Genomic DNA, 14,992 nt, shown 5'->3' with positions numbered 1-14,992 from the left:
CCTCAACCCCGTCCCGGAGTTACCATGCACGACACGTCACACAAGGCCCCCGTGTGGGCCATGCGCTACCTGCTATTTATTGCCGGCATGGGGGGATTGCTATACGGCATAGACATCGGCATCATCGCCGGCGCCCTGCCCTACCTGGAATCGACGGCCTCGGTGGCCTGGAAACTGACGGCCCAGCAGCTGAGCTTTATCGTCGCCGCCGTGCTCCTGGGATCGGTCCTGTCGTCGCTGTTCGCCGGCGCCCTGGCCGATCTCCTGGGCCGGCGCTGGGTGATGTTCCTGGCCGGCGCCCTGTTCAGCGCCAGCATCCCGCTGATCGCGCTGGCAGACGGCTACACGCCGCTGCTGCTGGGCCGCCTGCTGCAAGGCATCAGCGGCGGCTTGATCGGCGTCGTCGTGCCCCTGTACCTGGCCGAATGCCTGCCCGCGCAGCAACGTGGACGCGGCGCCGCCCTGTTCCAGCTGCTGCTGACCATCGGCCTGGTGGCGGCCGCCCTGATCGGCCTGCTGCAGGCGCAGACGGTGGAAACGGCGACGCAGGCGGCGCAAGCCTTGCCGGAAGCGGGCCGCATCGCCGCCATCTTCACGGCCAAGGACCATGCGTGGCGCAGCATCTTCTGGGTCTGTTTGACGCCGGGCCTCGTGTTTACCATCGGTGCCCTGCTGCTGGCCGAGTCGCCGCGCTGGCTGGCGCAACGGGGCCGCATCGAGCAGGCGCGCCAGTCACTGCTGCGCACGCGTTTGCCCGCCGCCGCCGACATCGAACTGCGCGAGATGCAAGATACGCCGGAAAATACGGCCAAGGCCAGCGGCAAGGCGAAAGACCCGCTGCTGAGCCGCCGCTACGTGCTGCCCTTCCTGCTCGCTTGTTTGATCCTCGCCTGCACGCAAGCGACGGGCATCAATTCCATCCTCGCCTATGTCGTCAATATCCTGAACCAGGCGGGCCTGTCGGGCGCCTCGGCCAACATGGCCGACGTGTTATTAAAGGTGCTGAACGCCGTGATGACGGTGGTGGCCGTGCTGCTGGTGGACCGCAAGGGCCGCAAGTTCCTGCTGATGCTGGGCACGGGCGGCATCGTCGTCTCGCTGCTGGCGGCCGGCCTGCTGTTCCGCGGCGCCGAAGCGCACCTGGCCGACGTGCGCCCCGCCATCGCATCACAAGTGCAAGCGGACGGCCTGACCCTGCACCTGGATGCGGCCACCTTGACGGCCCTGGGCGCGGCGGCCGACGGCACGCCGCAGCAGCTGACCATCGCCTACGCCTACGGTCCGTTCACGAATGTGAAAAGCCTGCGCAGCGACGACCCCGTGCTGCGCCAGGTGACCATCGCGCGCGACGACGCCGTGCAGCCTGACAGCGTGATCGGCGTGTTCTTCCGCAAGCTGCACCTCAATCCGTTCGCCGACCCGGCCGCCGGACGCGAGGCGCCGCTGCGCATCGAGAAGGCCAGCCTGGGCCCCGTGCCCTCATCCACGCACGGATGGCTGGTAGCCATTGCCATTTGCGTGTTCGTTTCCAGCTTTGCCGTGGGACCGGGCGTGTGCGTGTGGCTGGCCCTGTCCGAGCTGATGCCGACGCGCATCCGCTCAAACGGCATGAGCATCGCCCTGCTCGTCAACCAGTTCGTCTCGACGGTGATCGCCGCCATCTTCCTGCCGACCGTGGGCTTGTACGGTTATTCGACCCTGTTCTTCTTTGGCGCCGGCTGCACGGTGCTGTATTTCCTGGCCGCCGCGTTCCTGCTCCCCGAGACCAAGGGCAAGACGCTAGAAGAGATCGAAGCGCACTTTGCAAAGTAAGCCAGAGTAACCAACTGTAGCAGTCTCCTTTACGGCCCCGGTCCATCATCCCGGGGCTTTTTTTTGCCCGCCGGACAAGTTTACAGGGCTGGCGCACCCGGCACCGTACGGTTTTCCTTCTGGAATCAAGGGCGCGTGGGCTAGAATCTGGCTGCGTCGTGCCACTCACGAGGCGGCAATGGCGCCATGACAAAAACCACCAGGAGACACAGTGAGCTTATTTAGAACCAAGAATTTGGATGACATGATCGCCCACAGCAAGAAACCGGGAGGTCTGGCGAAAGTGCTGGGACCGTTCGACCTTGTCCTCATGGGCATAGGCGCCATCGTCGGCACGGGCATTTTCGTGCTGACCGGAACGGGCGCGCTGACGGCCGGCCCCGCCCTGTCGCTGTCGTTCGTCGTGGCCGCCGTCGCCTGCTGCTTCGCCGCCCTGTGCTATGCGGAATTCGCTTCCACCGTGCCGGTCGCCGGCTCCATCTACACCTACAGCTACGCCACCCTGGGCGAACTGGCCGCCTGGATGATAGGCTGGGACTTGCTGCTTGAGTACGGCCTGGCCGCGGCAGCCGTCTGCGTCGGCTGGTCCGGCTACTTCCAGTCGCTGCTGTCGGGCTTTGGCATAACGTTACCTGTCGCCCTGACTGCCGCGCCGGGCGCCCTGCCCGGCGTGACGACCTTCATCAACCTGCCCGCCCTCGTCATCATGCTGCTGCTGACGGCCATGCTGGGCTGGGGCGTGCGCGAATCGGCGCGCCTGAACAACATCATGGTCGCCATCAAGGTGGGCGTGGTGCTGCTGTTCATCATCTTCGGCGCGCGCCATGTGCAGCCGGCCAACTGGCAGCCCTATATGCCCTTCGGCTACCACGGCATGCTCTCCGCCGCCGCCCTCGTCTTCTTCGCCTTCATCGGCTTCGATGCCGTCACCTCGGCCGCCGAGGAAGTCAAGAAGCCGTCGCGCGACCTGCCGATCGGCATCATCGGCTCGCTGGCCGTGTGCGCCGTGCTGTACGTCGTGGTGTCGGCCATCATGACGGGCATCGTGCCGTATCAAAAATTCCTCGGTGTCGACCATCCCGTCTCGCTGGCCCTGCAATATGCGGGGGAAAACTGGATCGCCGGCTTCGTCGACCTGGGCGCCATTCTCGGCATGACCACCGTGATTCTCGTGATGGCCTTCGGCCAGACGCGCATCATCTTCGCCATGTCGCGCGACGGCCTGCTGCCCAAACGCCTGTCGACTGTGCACCCGCGCTTCCACACGCCATTCTTCGCCACCTGGCTCGTCGGCATCGTGTTCGGCCTGATCGCCGCCGTGATCCCGCTCAACATCCTGGCTGAGCTGATCAACATCGGCACCCTGGCCGCCTTCACCATGGTGTCCGTTGCCGTGGTGGTGCTGCGCAAGCGCCGTCCCGACTTGCCGCGCGCCTTCCGCTGCCCCGGCGTGCCGTATGTGCCGGCGCTGGCCGTGCTCCTGTGCGTGGGCCTGATGACCTTCCTGAGCTGGTTCACCTGGATGGCCTTTTCCATCTGGCTCGTGATCGGCCTGGCCATCTACTTCGGCTACGCGCGCCGCCGTTCGCTGCTGCATCCGCAACAGTAATCCTTCCACTGCGCCATCGCAGTAAGATGGCGGTCTCGCAACCCTGCAGACCGCCATCCATGCAACCTTCCCCCGACCTCATCAAACAGCTGGACCACAGCACGGACCAGCTCAAGCGCGCGCGCCTGCGCAGCATGCAGCTGCTGGCCGTCGGCTTGCTGCTGCTGGCCGCGCTGGTGTTTGCCGTGGCCCGCTCGCAGCGGGGCGGCCACCCGGCCTGGGGCTACGTGGAAGCGTTCGCCGAAGCGTCCATGGTGGGGGCGATCGCCGACTGGTTCGCCGTCGTCGCCCTGTTCCGCCACCCGCTGGGCATCCCCCTGTGGCATACGGCCATCATCCCGAACAGCAAGGCCGACATCGGGCGCAGTCTGGGCGCCTTCGTGGAAAACCATTTCATTACCGAGCAAGGCATCGCCGAGCGCATCGCGCAGGCCGACCCTGCCGCACGCCTGGGCGCCTGGCTGGCGGACGAGGCCCACGCGCGGCAGCTGGGCATGGCCAGCGCCGGCGTGGTGAAGCAACTGCTGGCGATGGCCGACCACGACAAGCTGGGGCAACTGCTGCGCGAACAGGCCAGCAGCTATCTTGGACAATTGAATCTGTCGGACGTGGCGGCCGATTGCATCGATGCGCTGATCGCCGACGGCAAGCCGCAAGAATTGCTGGACTTCCTGCTCGACCGCGGCGCCGCCTACCTGGACGACGAGACCCACCACGCGGCCATCGGCGACTTCGTGCTGGGCGCCTTCCAGATCGAGAACGCGCTGATAAAAAAGGCCGTGAAAGCGTACGAGCCGCGCATGATCGCCTCGCTGCAAAAATTCGCCCTCGTCGTGCGCCTCGATCCCGACCACCCGCTGCGCCAGCGCATCGCCGGCTGGATCGCCGACAGCGCGCTGCACCTGAAGGCCGACCCGCAGTGGCAGGACACGGTGCGCCGCTACCAGCTGCAGCTGGTCGCCAGCGACACGGTGCAAGCCATGCTGGGCGACGTGTGGCACCACATCGGCACGCGCGTGCTGGCCGACCTGCACGCGGACCAGCCCGTGCTGGCGCAAGCCATCACCGGCGTGGCGCGCAACACGGGCCAGGTGCTCGGCACGGACGACCATGCGCGGGCATGGCTGAACGGCGCCATCGTCGCCGGCAGCGGATCGCTGGTGCGCCGCTACCGGGGCGAAGTGGGCGCCTTCATCGCCGCCCGCCTGGACCTGTGGAGCAAGGAAGAAATGAGCGAGCGCATCGAACTGGCCATCGGACGCGACCTGCAATTCATCCGCATCAACGGCACCATCGTGGGCGGCCTGGCCGGCTTGCTGATTTATTCAGTCAGCCAGGCATTCTAGCCATGCCTACCAGCGTGGCACCACGCTGGCCGTGCTGGATGCCCAGCGCCGCATGGTTGACACCCGCTTCGCGCCATTCACCGAGCAAGTCGATCTGGGAGATTATCCGGGCTTGCAGGTGACGCGCTTGATGGCTTCCGTGCTGGTGCCCGTCGCCAGCCACGCCCGGCGATTGCCTGCGCTACCCGCTGCTGCACGATACGGACCGCGCCGACTGGTCCCTGTGGCTGGCCGCGCATGGCGCCGCGGACGGCAGTGCGGCGGGACGCCTGGTGCAAGTGCTGGACTTGCCCTGGCCCGCGCGCTTTGCCTACTATCTGGTGACGCGGCCCGACGCGGCCAAGCGCCCCGCCGTGCAGGCATTCATGGCATGGATGCGCGAGGAAGCGCAGGCAGCGCGCTAGAACACATGGTCGCCTGCCGCGCACGACACCACGCCGCACATGGCGCTGAACGGCACCGGAACGCCGGCGCGGCCCGTGGCGATGCAGCTTGCCGCCGGCACCACGGCCAGCAACAGCGCCAGGTAGGCTATCGCCTTCAGGCGCCGCACGGAAAAACGACTGACGCCCGCAGCTGCCCCGCGTGGATAGCCCCTGCCCGCCTCTTCGCTGCCGCTTGCCGACATTTTCGTATGCATGTCCATCTCCGCTATCCACTGTGATCGGTCTTGCTTTACTGTATTTTGCTACATAAATTTACCAAATACAATAAATAAATTCATGAATAAATGGTTTTTCTTTGTTACAAGAAGAAAATCGCTGGAATAGCAATATTCGTTTAAATCATTTTTATTCGAAGTTCATCCAGATGGCAAGCCACGCCGCACGCATCCGGCCAAAGTTGATGTAGATCATAATTTTTTGAACAAGCTATTGCTATCCTGTAAAAAAACGACAGGAGCCCTCGATGAGCAAGACGCAGCCGAGCGACGCGCAGCACAACGTTGAACATGAGCGCCTGGGCAGCGCCTGGCAAGGCCTGCCGGTGACCGATTATCCGGAGACCGCACCGGAAGGCGCCACCCTGGACCTGCTGCTGAACGCCTGGCTGGGCAAGCTCACGGGCGGCATTTCGCCGGCCGCGCTGGGCAACGCGTATGCCGACTGGCTCAGCCACCTGGCGCTGGCGCCATCGAAGCAGCAAGCCCTTGTGCAGGAAGCGTGGAGGAAGATCGGCCGCTGGCAGCAGTACGCCATGCAATCGGCACTGGCTGGCGGCGCCGCCGAGACGCCGTGCATCGCGCCGCTGCCGCAGGACCGGCGCTTCGACGATCCGGCCTGGCGGCGCTGGCCGTACAACCTCGTCTACCAGGGCTTCTTGCTGCAGCAGCAATGGTGGCACCGCGCCACCACGGGCGTGCGCGGCGTCGCGCCGCACCACGAGGATGTCGTCACGTTCACCGTGCGCCAGTGGCTCGACATGCTGGCGCCGTCGAACTTCATGCTGACCAATCCCGTGGTGCAGCAAGCCACCGTGGAAAGCGGCGGCGCCAGCCTGGCGCGCGGCCTGGTCCACGCGGCCGAGGACTGGCAGCGCGCCGCCATGGGGCCGTACGCGCCCGATACGCGCCGCTACAAGGCGGGCGAAAACGTGGCCGTCACGCCGGGCAAGGTGGTCTACCGCAACGACTTGATCGAATTGATACAGTACGCGCCCGCGACCGCCACGGTGCATGCGACGCCCCTGCTGTTCGTGCCGGCGTGGATCATGAAGTTCTACATCCTCGACCTGTCGCCGCACAATTCGCTGGTGCGCTACCTGGTGGGCCGGGGCCACACGGTATTCATGATTTCCTGGAAAAACCCCACGGAGGAAGACCGCGAACTGTCGCTGGAAGACTACCGCCAGCTGGGCGTGATGGACGCGATCGACGCCGTTGTCCGCATCACGGGCGCGCCGCACGTGCACGCGGCCGGCTACTGCCTGGGCGGCACCCTGCTGGCGATCGCCGCCGCGACGATGGCGCGCGATGGCGATGCGCGTCTGGCCAGCCTCACCATGCTGGCCGCGCAGGTGGACTTCAAGGAGCCGGGCGAATTGTCGCTGTTCATCGACGAGAGCCAGGTCAGCTTCCTGGAAGCGGCCATGTGGAAGCAGGGTTACCTCGATACGAAGCAGATGGCGGGCGCCTTCCAGCTGCTGCGCTCGAATGACTTGATCTGGTCGCGCCGCCTGAATCACTATCTGCTGGGACAAGACGAGCAGGACAGCGACCTGATGGCCTGGAACGGGGATGCCACGCGCATGCCCTGCCGCATGCATTCGGAATACCTGCGCCGTCTGTTCCTGCACAACGACCTGGCCGAAGGCCGCTACCGCACGGCGGGCCGCCATATCGCCCTGCCCGACATCGATGCGCCCATCTTTGCCGTCGGCACCTTGACGGACCACGTGGCGCCGTGGCGCTCCGTGTACAAGCTGCAGCTGCTGACCGACACGGACGTCACCTTCCTGCTCACCTCAGGCGGCCACAATGCGGGCGTGGTCTCGCCGCCGGGCCAGCCGCGCCGCAGCTACCAGCTGGCCACGCACCGCCACGACGCGCCCTACATCGACGCGGACAGCTGGCAGCGCGATGTGCCGCACCATGACGGTTCGTGGTGGCCCGCCTGGCAAACCTGGCTGGCGCAGCGCTCCGGCGTGCAAGCGGCGCCGCCGTCCATGGGGCCGGACCTGGGCGATGCGCCGGGCCGCTACGTGCTGCAAACCTGACAACCGACAACCGCGCGACAACCGAGGAAAACGCCATGCCCTACACTACCCTGCTGGTCCACGTCGACAATTCCCGCCACTGCGCCCAGCGCATCCGCCTGGCCGTGCGCCTGGCCATTGCCGAAGGCGCGCACCTGATCGGCTCGGCCATGAGCGGCATCTCGCGCTATGCGTATGGCGGCGGCGTCAACGCGCTGCAGTTTGCGCCGGCGCAGATGCAGACGCTGCGCACCCAGGCCAGCGAGGCCTTGCACGACTTCGAGCGCATCGCCCGCGAGGAAGGCCTGGGCACCTATGAAACGCGCTTCGTCGACGACGACGCGCAAGGCGCGCTGCTGCTGCAGGCGCGCTATTGCGACTTGCTGATCCTGGGCCAGACGGATGCGCAGGATACGCCGTCGCGCGTCATCGCCGGCACGCCGGAATACCTGATGCTCCATTGCGGCCGGCCCGTGCTGATGGTGCCGCACGCGCTTTCCGCCGCGCCAGCGGGCATCGCGCAGCATCCGCTGCTGGCCTGGAACGGCAGCGCCGAAGCGCTGCGCGCCATCACCGATGCGCTGCCGCTGCTGCAAGGGGCGCGGCAGGTGACCCTGGCCGTCGTCAATTCGCACGCGCAGCCGGCCGCGCACGGCGAACAGCCGGGCGCCGACCTGGCCCTGTACCTGGCGCGCCACGGCGTCAACGTCGAGGTGCTGCAGCACGACACGCCGCCGGGCCAGGACGTGGGCACGGCCCTGCTGGCCATGGCGGCCCAGCGGCACTGCGACCTGCTCGTGATGGGCTGCTACGGCCACATGCGCCTGCGCGAAGCGCTGCTGGGCGGCGTCACGCGCACGGTGCTGCAGGAGATGACGTTACCGGTGCTGGTGTCGCACTAGGCGGCCGTGCGGCGTCACCTGTTTTTTAAAATCACGCCGCTCATGTATTGATTCAGATCGCGAAAATCCTTCACGCTCCAGGCGTGCGGCGCAATCTTGACGCCATTCTCTTTCAATGTCTTTGGAATCAGGTCGCCATTCGGACGAAGGATGACCGACGACACGATCACGCCGGGATAATCATTGAGCCGTTTCTTGAAAGCGGCGGTGGTCAGATCGGGTGTACGGGGATTGCTTTTATTCGCCAACGGCCCCGTTCCCTTGATCTCTGCTCCGTGGCACACGGCGCATCGCTGCATGTAGAGATTTTTTCCATTGACGTTCTCAGCGAAAGAGGACGATGTTTGCAGCAGCGAAAAAAGGCCAAGCGTAGCGATAAATACTAATTTCATTGTCATGTAGTTTGTTATGGATATCAATCGGAGCGGAATCAGGACAACCCACGCAAGGGTCGATGCTCCCGGCGATATTTTAACCGGGATTGCTCATTCAATAAGCGACACGTGCAGCCGGGGAACGGCCTACAATAGCCAGGCTGGACACTGCGCGGCCGCCTGCTGACAGGCCCCGCAGCCCGCGTCGCCCCTGTCAGCGCCACCGCCACAAGGAGTATTCGCATGAGCAAGCAAGCCACCATCGTCCTCGTCCACGGTTTCTGGGGCGGCGCCGCCCACTGGAGCCGCGTCATTGCCGAATTGCGGCGCCAGGGCCACACGGCCATCCGCGCCGTCGAACTGCCCCTGACGTCCCTGGCCGACGACGCCGAACGCACGCGCAAGATGGTGGCGCAGGTCGATGGCCCGGTATTGCTGGTGGGACACTCCTACGGCGGCGCCGTCATCAGCGTGGCGGGCAATGCGCCGAATGTGGCGGGCCTCGTCTACATCGCCGCCTTCGCGCCCGACGCGGGCGAAAGCCCTGGCAGCATCACGCAGGAACACCCGCCCATCGGCGCGGCCAGCCTGGAAGGCGACAGCGACGGCTATCTGTGGGTCAAGCCCGAGCAGTACCATGACAGCTTTTGCCAGGACCTCGATGCCGAAGAAGGCGCCGTGCTGGGCGTGGTGCAGAAAGCGCCGCTGGCCAGCACCTTCGGCGACACCGTCAGCGACCCGGCCTGGAAGCACAAACCCAGCTGGTACCAGGTTTCCACTGCCGACCGCATGATTTCCCCCGTCAATCAGGAGCGCATGGCGGCGCGCCTGGGCGCAAGGAAAATCATCAGCCTGAATGCCAGCCACGCGTCGCTGGCTTCGCGCCCCGTCGAAGTGGCGGCGCTGATACTAGAGGCGGCAGGCGCGGTGGCAGGCGAATAAGGCTGCTGCCTACAGCCACCCTTCGCGCTTCAGGCGCCGGTGCAGCCAGAAGCAGCCGGCGATGATGACGACGATCACGGCCGGATAGCTGCCGCGCCACTTCAGTTCCGGCATGAATTCGAAGTTCATGCCGTACAGACTGAAGACCATGGTGGGCACGGCCAGGATGGCGGCCCAGGCGGCCAGGCGCTTGACGACCTCGTTCTGGCGGATCGAGATTTGCCCCAGCGCCACCTGCATGGCCGAGTTGACCAGCTCGCGCATCTGCCCCGCAGTGTGCGTGACCCGTTTGACGTGGTCGAGAATGTCGCGGTAATAGATGCGGTTTTCCTTGGGCACGATGTCGCCATGGAAACGGATCAGCTGGGTGCAGATGTCGTGCAGGGGATTGACGGCCGCGTCGAGCTTGAGCAGCTCCGTCTTGAGCTGGTAGAAATCCTGCAGCTTGTCTTCGCTCAAACTGGGCTTGAACAGCTGCAGTTCGTAGTGCTGGAAGCGGGCCTGCAAATGGTCGATGCAGGGCTGGTACTGGTCGACGATGAAATCGATGATCGAATACAGCACGTAGCCGGGGCCGCTGGCCAGTTTCTCGGGCACGCTTTCCTTGCGCTCGCGCAGCTTCGCATAGCCGGCGGAAGGACCATGGCGCACCGTGATGATGAAGCGTGGGCCGAGAAAGACGTGGGTTTCGCCGTAGACGATGGCCTCGCCATCGAGGGTGGCCGTGTGCATCACCATGAACAGGGTGTCGCCGTACTCTTCCAGCTTGGGCCGCTCGTGCGCGCCCTGCGCATCCTCGACGGCCAGCTCGTGCAGACCGAACGCCGATTGCAGCGCCTGCATGGCCGTGGCGTCGGGGCTGGCCATGCCGATCCAGACGAAACAATCGGGGTCGCCGAGAAAGTCGCCCACCTTGTCGATGTCGAAATGGGCGATCTTCTTGCCGTCGCGATACGCTTCGCAATTGACGACGGCGGCGTGGTGGCTTAAATCCATATACATGTCCAAAAGTAAAAGTGGCTGCCGCTGGCAGGACGCGGCGAAAAATACGTTCAGGCGTAGTATGGAGGAAACTCGCCAAAAAAACGTACCTTGCCTTCACTCAATGGAAATGCTGTATCGATAGGCCAGCGGCAGTCACTACGCCAGGGCGGCCCCGCAAGCGGGCGCCCTGGCGTAGTGACTAGACCATGCCCCTGGCTGCGGCGAGGATCGCTTTCAGCTCGTCCGCGTTGGCATACACATAGGCCTGGCTTTGCGCCACCAGCTGCGCAGATGGAGGCAGCGGATCGAGCAAGGCGCGCGTCTGGTCGTTGGGGGCCAGCCCGGCAGCGCTGACGACGGTATCGGCCGAATGCGCCCAGTTCGTGCCTTCGGCAAAGCCGCGGCCGATCTCCACGCCAGCCGCGTCACGGGCGATGGCGCCGCCTTCCGTGTATTGCAGGCCGGTGCCGAAAAAGCCCGACTGGCCCGTGGCGATCAATGGCTCCAGGGTAAAGGCGCGCAGGCGCTGCGGCAGTTGCTGGTCGATGGAAAACTGGTAATGCGCGGGGTACCAGGTGTCCGTCGCCGGATACACGGCGGGGTTGGGCGAAGTGTCGTCCTTGACCCAGGCCGTCACGGTCATGGTGCCCGTCAGGTCCAGGGTGGCGTTGTCGGCATCGATGTACTTGCCATTGAATTTGGCCGTCATGGGCTTCGGCGGCGTCGGTCCCGTCTGCCAATAGAACTGCTCGTTGTCCAGCGAGTGCAGCGCGGAGATCGTCATCTGCACTTCCTGCAAGCCTGGCGCCAGTCCGGCCTGGAACTGCACTTCAAACCAGTCCCATCCGCCAGGCGGCGCCGGCGTCAGGTTGGCGGCGGCGCGCAGCACCGCATGCTGGGCGCCGCCTTTCGGCATGAAACCCGCCGTCCATTGATGGTCGTACCACATGCTGCCATCCGTCAATTCGATGCGCTTGCCGTCGATGGTAATCACATTCGCTGCGCCCGGACGCAGCTTGAGCAGCGAGGCCGAGTAATACAAGGTGCCCAGTCCATCGATGCTGGGCGAACAGCCGCCGTCTCCCTGCATGAAATAGCCCTTGGGATTATCCAGCGAGATATCGATGCCGAATTCCACATCGACGGGCTTGCCCATATCCCAGCCGCGCGCCTGCAGGCGCACGGGAAACAGGCTGCCGCCCGCATCGAGCCCTTCGATGGCGTTGCGCCCGATGCGGTAGGCAAACGGCTTGGCCTCCACCTCGACGAGGCCCGTGGTGCCGGCCACGACCACCGTGTTGGCGCGGTACTGCAGGCCCGTCTGCGGATCGCAGATCGCCAGGTGCATCTCGAGCGACTGGTTTTCAATATCGCTCAGGCCCAGTTCGGCGGCCAGCAGCGGCGGCAGCAGCGCGTATTGCCAGAACATCAGCTCGACGCTGTAGTGATGGCCGCCGGCATCCGTAAAATTGCCGACAAAAAAATGCCAGCCCAGCTGGTATTGCAGTTGAGGCAAATCAATTTGCGGGAAGGAAAACTGCGGGTCGAGGGAAACTGGCGCATAGCCCGTATTCGATTCCGGCCCGAGGAACAGGCAGCTGGCATAAAACTCGCGCGGGCTCATCGCCTTTGTCTGCAGCAAGTGCTGGCGCAGCAAGGCATAGCGCTCCGTGCGCTCCTGCACGAAGGACAGTTGATGGTCCTCCAGTTGCTGCAGGCGCAGCAGAAAACGGTCGGCATACGCCGCTTCGCTATTGGCGGCGCTCTCTATGCGCCGCAACAGCTCAGGGGGAATCTTGCTGGCATCATAGTCTTTCATCCACAGGGCTTGGGCGATGTTTTGCAGGGTGATGGGGTTCATGGTGGCTCTTGCTGGAGGGAATAGCACGACAGGAGCGCGCCGCCGCAGGACTTGCCTGCAATGATGCGGCCGCATACAACAACAGCATGTCAGCTTGGCGCGCCGGACGCCGCCCCCTTTCCCGTATTGGCAGACGATTCTGCCAAGCCAGTGTACTGACTGCGCGCGGCGCAATGATCTCCAATTGTCACCCGCGCAACATGTGTTCAGGCGGCCCGGCTGGCACCGCCCAAGCCACAATCAATAGCGGTAGTTCAAACTCAGCATCGCATTGCGCGGATCGCCGTAACTGACCCTGCGGCCCGTGCTGATACCATAGTAAGTACGATCGCCCAGGTTGTTGAGGTTGAGCGACAGGGCCAGACTGCCCGATATCTGGTAGCGCGCCATGGCGTCGAACACGGCATACGCGCCCTGGTGCACGGTGGTGGTGCCGCCCCGCACGGCCCGGGTTTGTTGCCAGGTGCGCGATTGGCAGCGGGCGCCGCCGCCCACCGTCAGGCGCGGCATCGGCTGCCAGGTGCTATACAGGCTGAGCTGGTCTTCGGGCGCCAGGGTATTGACCTTGCCGGCCGCGTCGCGCGCGATCTTGTGCGTGTAGCCAGCCTGCAACTGCCAGCCCGGCATGAGCTGGCCCGACACTTCCAGCTCCACGCCGCGCGAGCGCACGCCGTCAATGGCGCGGTAGGCGTCCATGCCCGTCACCTTGTTGACGGCGTCGACAGACTCGGCAAAGTTATCCTGGCGCACCTCGAAAGCGGCCGCGCTGGCGTTCAGGCGGCCGTTGAGGAACACGCCCTTCACGCCCGCCTCGATATTCTTGCCCAGCACGGGATCGAGCGTCTTGTTGTCGACGTCGCGGCTGTTTTGCGGACTGAAGATGTCGCTGTCGCTGGCAAACGCCGTCAGGTTTTGCGCGAAGTCCCACGTCAGGCCCGCATACGGCGTGAAGACCCACGCTTCATCGATCCCGGCCGTGGGATTGACGTAGGACGACACGCGCCCGCCCAGTATCACGTGCACGCCCTGCCGCAGCGAGAAGCGGCCCGTCGCATACACGGACTTTTGGCGGCTGGCGGCCAGGGTGGCGTCATTCGAGGGGAAAGGCAAGGCAGACAAGAGCGGATCCGGCGGCTTTAATGATAATGATTCTCATTATATTGCAGGAGCCGCAGCATGTCTTCGACTTTCGCTGTTCTTGTCATACACTAGCAACGCTTTCCTGCGCATGCATGCAGGCCAAGGCAATCATGCAGGTGTACGGCCGCGTGGGCAAGGTCATCGGCGACGCGGATAGCATCCTCGCACAAGCGGTTCAGCGCTTGCCTGAAAATAATCAACCAAGCCACGACATTCCCATGAAAACTCCTCGCACTGATAGAAAAACGATTTTTTCACTCGTGACGGTTTCTTTTTTATTGGCCATCTCCACATTCGTGCATGCGCAAGCTGCCGCTCATTCACCGGCAGAAAAGGCAGATGACTATACTGCAAAAATTGACCATCTGATACAGCAAACAAGCCCAAGACCTTTTAATGGGGTGGTTCTGATCACCCAACATGGAAAAACGAAATACTCGAAAGCCTTCGGCTATTCCGATTTTGAGAATAAAACGCCATTAACGCCAGAAGACAATTTCAGGATCATGTCGAACAGCAAGCAAATAACGGCTGTCCTGATTTTAAGAGAAGTTGAAAAAGGCAAAATAGACTTGCAAAGTCCCGTTCGGCGATACCTGCCTGATTTACCGCAGGCCTGGGCCGACCAAGTGACGGTGCATCAATTGCTCAACTTTTCGGCAGGAATCACTGAGATTGACAAGCCGCTCAGTTTCGCCCCCGGAACGGATTTTTTGTATGGCGTAACAACCTATACAATGCTGGGCAATATTTTTGAGAAAACCAGCGGGAAGACGTATATCGAGGCAGCGAATGACTTGTTCAAAGAACTGGGAATGCACAACAGTTTTTGCTATGAGGAAGATAAAAACAATAAGGTCATCAATGGCTATGTCAATGCAAACAATACATTTGAATTGAAGCAGCACCCCGTCCAGGGAAAGGGCTGGGTGGACTTCATTCCGGCCGGTGGCATTGTGTCGAATGCCAGAGACCTGGCTATCTGGGATGAAAAACTTCATCAGGGGAAAATCTTGAAGCCGGCAAGCTATAAGCTGATGACGAGTTACGACATATCGAGCCAGCATGTTGCCTTCGGCAGCGAGAAACATGGCTATGGTTACGGCGTGTATGTCAGCGACAAGACGCCCGTCATATACATAGGACACTCCGGAAAAGGCTTGGGATTCGCATCGATCAAAGTCTATTTTCCTGAAAAAGATGTCGATGTGATTGTGCTGGAAAACCAGTTCAGCGAAGACAGCGCCCTTCACTACTATTTTGAAATAAAAATACGAGAAATAGTGATGAATAGCAATCTTGTGAAATAGGTCTCCCAGCCGGCAAGT

At 63.2% G+C, this 14,992-nt stretch carries 12 protein-coding genes and 1 pseudogene; 8 read left to right on the top strand and 5 right to left on the bottom strand.

Translation table 11 applies throughout. The annotated features are described in order from the left end of the window. Positions 1–24: 24 nt before the first annotated feature. The 4 genes and pseudogenes from GYK42_RS16730 to GYK42_RS16715 all read left to right on the top strand — a co-directional run. Positions 25–1,812: an MFS transporter gene (locus GYK42_RS16730; protein ID WP_166448400.1), complete on the top strand. Its 1,788-nt coding sequence runs from the start codon at positions 25–27 to the stop codon at positions 1,810–1,812. A gap of 211 nt (positions 1,813–2,023) precedes the next feature. Then, on the top strand, positions 2,024–3,421 hold the full coding sequence (locus tag GYK42_RS16725; RefSeq protein WP_166448399.1) for an amino acid permease: 1,398 nt from the start codon (positions 2,024–2,026) through the stop codon (positions 3,419–3,421). Between the two features lie 59 nt (positions 3,422–3,480). Then, a complete protein-coding gene (locus tag GYK42_RS16720) occupies positions 3,481–4,767 on the top strand; it encodes a DUF445 domain-containing protein (protein WP_166448398.1) in 1,287 nt (428 codons plus the stop codon). Between the two features lie 22 nt (positions 4,768–4,789). Beyond that, positions 4,790–5,171: pseudogene (locus GYK42_RS16715) on the top strand (LysR substrate-binding domain-containing protein); the annotation flags it as partial. Here the strand turns inward: GYK42_RS16715 and GYK42_RS16710 are convergent. Further along, a complete protein-coding gene (locus tag GYK42_RS16710) occupies positions 5,168–5,407 on the bottom strand; it encodes a hypothetical protein (protein WP_166448397.1) in 240 nt (79 codons plus the stop codon). The pseudogene GYK42_RS16715 and the gene GYK42_RS16710 overlap by 4 nt on opposite strands. Positions 5,408–5,676: 269 nt before the next feature. On the opposite strand from GYK42_RS16710, the gene GYK42_RS16705 reads away from it, so the two are divergent. Next, positions 5,677–7,482: a PHA/PHB synthase family protein gene (locus tag GYK42_RS16705; RefSeq protein WP_166448396.1), complete on the top strand. Its 1,806-nt coding sequence runs from the start codon at positions 5,677–5,679 to the stop codon at positions 7,480–7,482. A 35-nt stretch (positions 7,483–7,517) separates the two neighbouring features. Further along, positions 7,518–8,363: a universal stress protein gene (locus tag GYK42_RS16700; protein ID WP_166448395.1), complete on the top strand. Its 846-nt coding sequence runs from the start codon at positions 7,518–7,520 to the stop codon at positions 8,361–8,363. A gap of 14 nt (positions 8,364–8,377) precedes the next feature. Here the strand turns inward: GYK42_RS16700 and GYK42_RS16695 are convergent, their stop codons facing one another. Beyond that, entirely contained in the window at positions 8,378–8,755 is a 378-nt protein-coding gene (locus tag GYK42_RS16695) for a c-type cytochrome (protein ID WP_205711439.1), read from the bottom strand. Between the two features lie 225 nt (positions 8,756–8,980). On the opposite strand from GYK42_RS16695, the gene GYK42_RS16690 reads away from it, so the two are divergent. Next, on the top strand, positions 8,981–9,679 hold the full coding sequence (locus tag GYK42_RS16690) for an alpha/beta hydrolase (protein WP_166448393.1): 699 nt from the start codon (positions 8,981–8,983) through the stop codon (positions 9,677–9,679). 9 nt (positions 9,680–9,688) lie between these two features. On the opposite strand, the gene corA is transcribed toward GYK42_RS16690, so the two are convergent. From corA to GYK42_RS16675, 3 genes are all read right to left on the bottom strand, one after another. Next, a complete protein-coding gene (gene corA / locus GYK42_RS16685) occupies positions 9,689–10,675 on the bottom strand; it encodes a magnesium/cobalt transporter CorA (RefSeq protein WP_166448392.1) in 987 nt (328 codons plus the stop codon). 187 nt (positions 10,676–10,862) lie between these two features. After that, positions 10,863–12,524 (bottom strand): carotenoid 1,2-hydratase, encoded by a 1,662-nt coding sequence (locus tag GYK42_RS16680; RefSeq protein ID WP_166448391.1) that lies wholly within the window; start codon positions 12,522–12,524, stop codon positions 10,863–10,865. Between the two features lie 240 nt (positions 12,525–12,764). Continuing rightward, positions 12,765–13,643, bottom strand: coding sequence for a TonB-dependent siderophore receptor (locus GYK42_RS16675; RefSeq protein WP_166448390.1), 879 nt, complete (start codon positions 13,641–13,643; stop codon positions 12,765–12,767). Positions 13,644–13,756: 113 nt separating this feature from the next. Here GYK42_RS16675 and GYK42_RS16670 point away from each other — a divergent pair, with 113 nt between their 5' ends. After that, positions 13,757–14,974, top strand: a complete 1,218-nt coding sequence (locus GYK42_RS16670) for a serine hydrolase domain-containing protein (protein WP_205711432.1) — start codon at positions 13,757–13,759, stop codon at positions 14,972–14,974. Positions 14,975–14,992: the final 18 nt, after the last annotated feature.

Origin of the sequence: Janthinobacterium lividum (assembly GCF_011601275.1) — a bacterium.
Lineage (GTDB): Bacteria > Pseudomonadota > Gammaproteobacteria > Burkholderiales > Burkholderiaceae_D > Janthinobacterium > Janthinobacterium lividum_E.
This window is presented reverse-complemented; position numbering and strand designations above follow the sequence as displayed.

Excerpts from the sequence above, each read along its gene's own strand:
- GYK42_RS16730 (WP_166448400.1), top strand. The coding sequence starts at position 25 with ATGCACGACACGTCACACAAGGCCCCCGTGTGGGCCATGCGCTACCTG.
- GYK42_RS16720 (WP_166448398.1), top strand. The coding sequence starts at position 3,481 with ATGCAACCTTCCCCCGACCTCATCAAACAGCTGGACCACAGCACGGAC.
- GYK42_RS16710 (WP_166448397.1), bottom strand. The coding sequence starts at position 5,407 with ATGCATACGAAAATGTCGGCAAGCGGCAGCGAAGAGGCGGGCAGGGGC.
- GYK42_RS16705 (WP_166448396.1), top strand. The coding sequence starts at position 5,677 with ATGAGCAAGACGCAGCCGAGCGACGCGCAGCACAACGTTGAACATGAG.
- GYK42_RS16700 (WP_166448395.1), top strand. The coding sequence starts at position 7,518 with ATGCCCTACACTACCCTGCTGGTCCACGTCGACAATTCCCGCCACTGC.
- GYK42_RS16695 (WP_205711439.1), bottom strand. The coding sequence starts at position 8,755 with ATGAAATTAGTATTTATCGCTACGCTTGGCCTTTTTTCGCTGCTGCAA.
- GYK42_RS16690 (WP_166448393.1), top strand. The coding sequence starts at position 8,981 with ATGAGCAAGCAAGCCACCATCGTCCTCGTCCACGGTTTCTGGGGCGGC.
- corA (WP_166448392.1), bottom strand. The coding sequence starts at position 10,675 with ATGGATTTAAGCCACCACGCCGCCGTCGTCAATTGCGAAGCGTATCGC.
- GYK42_RS16680 (WP_166448391.1), bottom strand. The coding sequence starts at position 12,524 with ATGAACCCCATCACCCTGCAAAACATCGCCCAAGCCCTGTGGATGAAA.
- GYK42_RS16670 (WP_205711432.1), top strand. The coding sequence starts at position 13,757 with ATGCAGGCCAAGGCAATCATGCAGGTGTACGGCCGCGTGGGCAAGGTC.